Origin of the sequence: Pseudonocardia xinjiangensis (genome assembly GCF_012911925.1) — a bacterium.
In the GTDB taxonomy this organism is placed as follows: domain Bacteria; phylum Actinomycetota; class Actinomycetes; order Mycobacteriales; family Pseudonocardiaceae; genus Pseudonocardia; species Pseudonocardia xinjiangensis.
Map to the genome: position 1 here is coordinate 1 of NZ_JAAXKY010000255.1, position 5,001 is coordinate 5,001.

Below are 5,001 nucleotides of genomic sequence, written 5' to 3' on the forward strand. Positions count from 1 at the left end.
AGCGGAACCGGGCGCCTCGCGGGACGGAACCGGGCGACTCGCGGGGGCGGGCGGGTCAGGCGTCTCGGCGCAGCATGCGGTGGACGGTCAGCCCGGAGCCGATGGCGGCGTAGCAGAGGGCGCGCAGCGAGCTCTCCGCGATGCCGCCGAGGGGGAGGGGGTCGCGCAGGGCGTCGGCCCCGGCCGTCCACCCGCTGGTGAGCAGGTAGGGCTGGAGCCAGTCCAGCGAGGGGATCGCGGTGAGCACCCCGAACACGATCAGGCCGGCGAGCACCGACGCCAGCACGACGAGCGGGTGCTCCGTGTACGAGGAGATCGCCAGCGCGATCGCGCCGACGGCGGCGAGCTGCCCCACCGTCCAGACGACGACGAGCGCCACCCGGGCCAGGGCCTCTCCGACGCCGACCGTGGTGCCGGAGAGCGTGACGAGCTGTCCGTCGGCCCCGCCGACCACGACGAGGCCGGCCACCACACCGACCACCGCGAGGGCCAGCGTCGCCAGCGTGGCCACGACGAGCACCCCGTACGCCTTCATCACGACCAGCCGCAGCCGCCCGACGGGTGCCACGAGCAGGCCGCGCAACGTGCCGTGGGACGTCTCACCCGCGATGGCGTCGGCCGCCGCCATCGCCACCGCCAGCGGCAGCAGCAGGGCGAGGGCCAGCGTCATCGCCGCCACCGGCAGCACCAGCCCGTTGCCGGCGACCGCCCCGACCAGGCCCGCTCCCGGGCCGGAACCGCGGCCGGCGACGGCCACCCCGACCGAGATGAGCACGGGCACCAGCGCGAACACCGCGAGCATCACCAGGGTGCGCGGGCGTCGCAGCACCCAGCGCAGCTCGGCGCCGAGCAGCCTGCCGAGCGGGGCGCTGCGCGGCGCGTCGACCGGCGTGGCGGTGAGGGCGGTGCCGGTCATGTGGACTCCTCGGTCAGCCGGGCGAACAGCTCCTCGAGGTTGGCATGGCTGCGCCGCGCCTCGTGCACGGCGACGCCGGCGCGCACCAGCAGGGCGATCACCTCCGGGGGCGGGGGCCCGCCGTCCTCCACGACCACCGCCTGTTCCTCACCTGGCGCCCGCTCGGCCCGGTAGGCCTTCGCGCCCGCGCCGCGCAAGGTGAGCAACGCGAGGTCGACGTCGGGCGTGGCGACCACGAGCCCGCCGTTCCCCGCCTGCAGCAGGGTGCGGAGCTCTCCCGCTGCGACGAGCGACCCCGACTGCAGCACGGCCACGTGGGTGCACGTGGCCTCCACCTCGGCGAGCAGGTGCGAGGACACGATGACCGTGGCCCCTCCGGTGTGCAGCTCGGCGATGATCCGCCGGACGTCGCGGGTGCCTGCCGGGTCGAGCCCGTTGGTCGGCTCGTCGAGGACGACGAGCGAGCGGGGCAGCAGCAGCGCGGCGGCCAGGCCGAGACGTTGCTTCATGCCGAGGGAGTAGCCGCGGAACCGCCGGTCCGCGGCGTGGCCGAGCCCGACGCGCTCCAGCGCCGCGTCGACCGCCCCCGTGATCTGCCGGCTGCCGAGCAGCGGTTCGGTGGCCGCGGCCCGGCGCAGGTTCTCGCGGCCGGACAGGAACGGGTGGAACCCCGGCCCCTCCACCAGCGCGCCGACCTGTGGCAGGGCCTGCGCCGACTCGTCGGGGACCGGGTGGCCCAGCAGCTCGGCGGCTCCCGCGGTGGGCCGGGTCAGGCCGAGGAGCATGCGGATCAGGGTGGTCTTGCCCGAGCCGTTCGGCCCGAGCATGCCGAGCACCGCACCGGCCGGGACGTCGAGGTCGATCCCGTCGACCGCGACGGTGCGGCCGAACACCTTGCGCAGCCCGAGGGAGCGCGCGGCAGGCGGCCGGTCGGGCTCGTGCCGGACTGGAGCCGCGTCGAGCCGGGGGGTGGCGGTCACGCGGAGAGCGCCTCGGCGAGGACCGGCTCGGGCACGGCCCCCACCGCGATCCGGCCGTCGTCGGTGATGATCGCGCCACCCAGAGCCGTGGTGATCAGGCGTCCGCTGCCCCACGGCCCGCTGACCGGCGTGCCCAGGGCGGACAGGTCGGGAGGGTCGGAGCGGCGGCCGTCGGCGCCCTCGCTGCGTGCGGGTGCCTGCATCTTCCCGACGACCACGGCGTCCCAGCCCGTGCCGACGACGGTGTGCTCCCCCTCCGGCTTCGCCGGCCGGGCGTCGTCCCGGTGCTGGTCGTCGCGCACGGTGGAGCCGGGCGGAGGGGTGAAGGTGAACAGTGCCGGGTCCTGCGCGCCGAACGTGAGGTCGGTGAACCCGAGCTGCACCGCGGGGTCGGACGACCCGGTGGCCAGCACGGTCAGCCGCAGCGGTGCGCGCGTGGCGGCGTCGACCGCGATCCGCACCTCGCGCAGCAGCGTGCGCTCCGACGGCAGCGGGGAGAGCACGAGCTCGTAGGCCGGGCGGCCTGCCACCTCAGCGGTGCCGTCGACACCGATCTCGCTGCTGGACCGGAGCGCGGCGAGGGCCTTGGTGGCCGCCGCCGTGGGGTCGGTGGCAGCGCCGGGGGAGCCCTCGGTCCGCTGCCCGGTGTGCTCCGGCGCCCGGGTGACTGTGCGGTCCTCGGAGTTCCAGGACCAGAACGTGGTGCCGTCCGACACCAGCGTGCGCTCACCCGAGTCGGTCGGCAGCTGGATCCGGCCGCGGCCCTCGCCGTCGGACCACACCCGTGCGGTGCTCGTGCCGTCGGCGGCCTGCGGCATGTTCGGCAGCGACGGCAGGCCGAGCTGGTTGTCCAGCTCGACGGTGCCGCCGAACGGCCCGGGGTGGGCCGCCAGTACCGAGCTCACCAGTGCCTCCGCCGTGATGGGCGGCAGCTCGGGTGCCGCCCCGGCGCCTGCCGGGATCGTCAGCAGTCCCAACCCCACCGCTCCGGCGACGGCCACTCCCGCGGCGACCGCTCGTCCGGTCGTCCGTCCGCTCCGACGTCCCGCCATGTCCCGCCCCGGCCTGATCCGCGCTGCCATGTGCACAGCCTGACTCATGTCTGCTGAGAGTGTTCTGAGGTGATGATCCGCTCGGGCCGGTAGCGTCCGCCGTGATGGCACGCGTGCTGGTGGTGGACGACGAACCGGGCATCCGCACGGCCGTGGCACGCGGGCTGACCGCCGAGGGCATGGAGGTCGTGGCCGTCGCGGACGGGCCGACCGCCCTGCGCGCCGCGCTCACCGGCGGCTTCGACGCGATCGTGCTGGACATCATCCTCCCCGGCCTCTCCGGCTACCGCGTGATCGAACAGCTGCGGGCGGCCGGCGTCGACACGCCGGTGCTGGTGCTGTCGGCGAAGGACGGCGAGTTCGACCAGGCCGACGGGCTCGACCTCGGAGCGGACGGGTACCTCCCCAAGCCGTTCGCGTTCGTCGTGCTGGTCGCGCAGCTGCGCGCGCTGCTGCGGCGGCGCGACGCCGCGCTCGGCCGCACCGGGCAACGGGTCCGGCTGGGGCCGCTGATCGTCGACCCCGTGGCCAGGGCGGTCAGCTGGGAGGGCGCCTCGGTGGAGCTCTCACCGCGGGAGTTCGCGCTGCTGCACGCGCTCGCCTGTCGCCCCGACACGGCCGTCGCGAAGGATGAGCTGCTGCGCCTGGTCTGGGGCGACGAGCAGGCGGCCAGCCGCAACGTCGTCGAGGTGTACGTGGGGTACGTGCGCCGCAAGCTCGACGCGGTCGGGGCCGGTCACGTCCTGAAGACGGTGCGCGGGTACGGCTACATCGTCGAGACGCCATGAGCGGGGTCGGTCTGTCGTGAACCGGCGGCTGGAGCGGCTGCGCCGGTGGTGGGCCGCGCGGCCGCTGCGGTTCCGGATCGCGACCGTGGTGGGCGTCGTCGCCCTCGTCGCGCTGCTGGCGCTGAGCCGGCTGGGCGTGGGGCTGCTCTACGGGACGATGCTCGGTGCGGCTGACGCCGAGCTGCGTGGCACGGCCGTGGGAGTGGCGGGGCAGCTGGCAGGCGGAGCCACTCCTGCGCTGGTGCGCGGTCCGGAGGTGCGTGTCGTCGACAGTGCCGGTGATCCGGTCGACGGCGGACCGGACCTGCCGCTGGGTCCCAAGCAGATCCGGGAGCTGGCGGCGGGCGAGGCGCTCACCGCCGGCCGCTTCACGGAGCTGCGGCGCTGGCTCGCCGTGAGCGCCGTGACGCCGGACGGCTCCACGCGCCTCGTCGTCGTGACGGCCGACATCGTCGGCGGGGCGATCCTGCTGGCGCACGCGGCGGTCGGGTTCCTGGTGGGCGCGCTCGTGGTGGCGGGCGTCGTCGTGCTCGCGGCGTGGGTGGCCACCAGGGCGGCGCTGCGTCCGGTCGACCGGATGCGCACCGCGGCCGCGGCGCTGCCGCCGGGGGAGCGCCTGCCGGTCCCCGTGCCGCGCGACGAGCTGCGCGCGCTGGCCGAGGAGATCAACCTCCTGCTGGCGAGGCGGGACGAGGCCGTCGCGCGGCTGGAACGCTTCACCGGCGACGCGGCACACGAGCTCAGGTCGCCGGTCGCGGCGATCCGCGCGCAGGCCGAGGTGGCGGTGGCGCACCCCGATCCGGACCTGGCGCAGGAGTCGCTGCGTTCGGTGGCCGAGGAGGCGGCCCGGCTCTCGACGCTGCTCTCCGACCTGCTCGCACTGGCCAGGGCCGATGCCGGCCAGCGGCTGCGGGCGCGGCCGGTCGACCTGGTGGCCGCAGCCCGGGCGGCGATGGCCAGGGCCGGGGAGGGCGACAGCGACGAACCGGTGCTGCAGCTCGTCGCCCCCGCTCCGGCCCATGCCGCGGCGAGCCCGTCCGAGGTCGATCTGGTGCTGGACAACCTCATCGCCAACGCGCGCCGCTATGCCCGCTCGTTCGTGCGGATCGGCGTGCTCCCGGCGAGCCGGTCGGTGCGGCTGGTCGTGGAGGACGACGGCCCCGGCATCCCGGAGGCCGACCGGCAGCGGATCTTCGACCGCTTCCTGCGCCTGTCACCGGAGGCGGGTGGGGGCGCGGGCCTGGGATTGGCGCTGGTGGCGGCCC

Annotated in this window: 5 protein-coding genes; 2 read left to right on the plus strand and 3 right to left on the minus strand. The window is 75.8% G+C overall.

Features of this window, described 5'->3' with window-relative positions:
* Positions 1 to 55: 55 nt before the first annotated feature.
* From HF577_RS36405 to HF577_RS36415, 3 genes are read right to left on the minus strand one after another with little or no spacing between them, the layout of a single operon-like run.
* Positions 56 to 916, minus strand: a complete 861-nt coding sequence (locus HF577_RS36405) for an ABC transporter permease subunit (protein WP_169400548.1) — start codon at positions 914 to 916, stop codon at positions 56 to 58.
* On the minus strand, positions 913 to 1,896 hold the full coding sequence (locus HF577_RS36410) for an ABC transporter ATP-binding protein (RefSeq protein ID WP_169400549.1): 984 nt from the start codon (positions 1,894 to 1,896) through the stop codon (positions 913 to 915). Before HF577_RS36410 ends, HF577_RS36405 begins: the two co-directional genes overlap by 4 nt.
* Complete coding sequence (locus HF577_RS36415) at positions 1,893 to 2,978, minus strand: LolA family protein (protein ID WP_312859615.1); 1,086 nt, start codon at positions 2,976 to 2,978, stop codon at positions 1,893 to 1,895. Before HF577_RS36415 ends, HF577_RS36410 begins: the two co-directional genes overlap by 4 nt.
* A gap of 74 nt (positions 2,979 to 3,052) precedes the next feature.
* Between HF577_RS36415 and HF577_RS36420 the strand changes: the two genes are divergently transcribed.
* Together HF577_RS36420 and HF577_RS36425 are read left to right on the plus strand one after the other, a co-directional pair.
* Positions 3,053 to 3,736 carry a response regulator transcription factor gene (locus HF577_RS36420; RefSeq protein ID WP_169400550.1) on the plus strand — a complete coding sequence of 228 codons (684 nt, stop codon included), beginning with the start codon at positions 3,053 to 3,055 and terminating at the stop codon, positions 3,734 to 3,736.
* 16 nt (positions 3,737 to 3,752) lie between these two features.
* The coding region (locus HF577_RS36425; RefSeq protein WP_312859616.1) for a sensor histidine kinase at positions 3,753 to 5,001 on the plus strand (1,249 nt) is incomplete at its 3' end.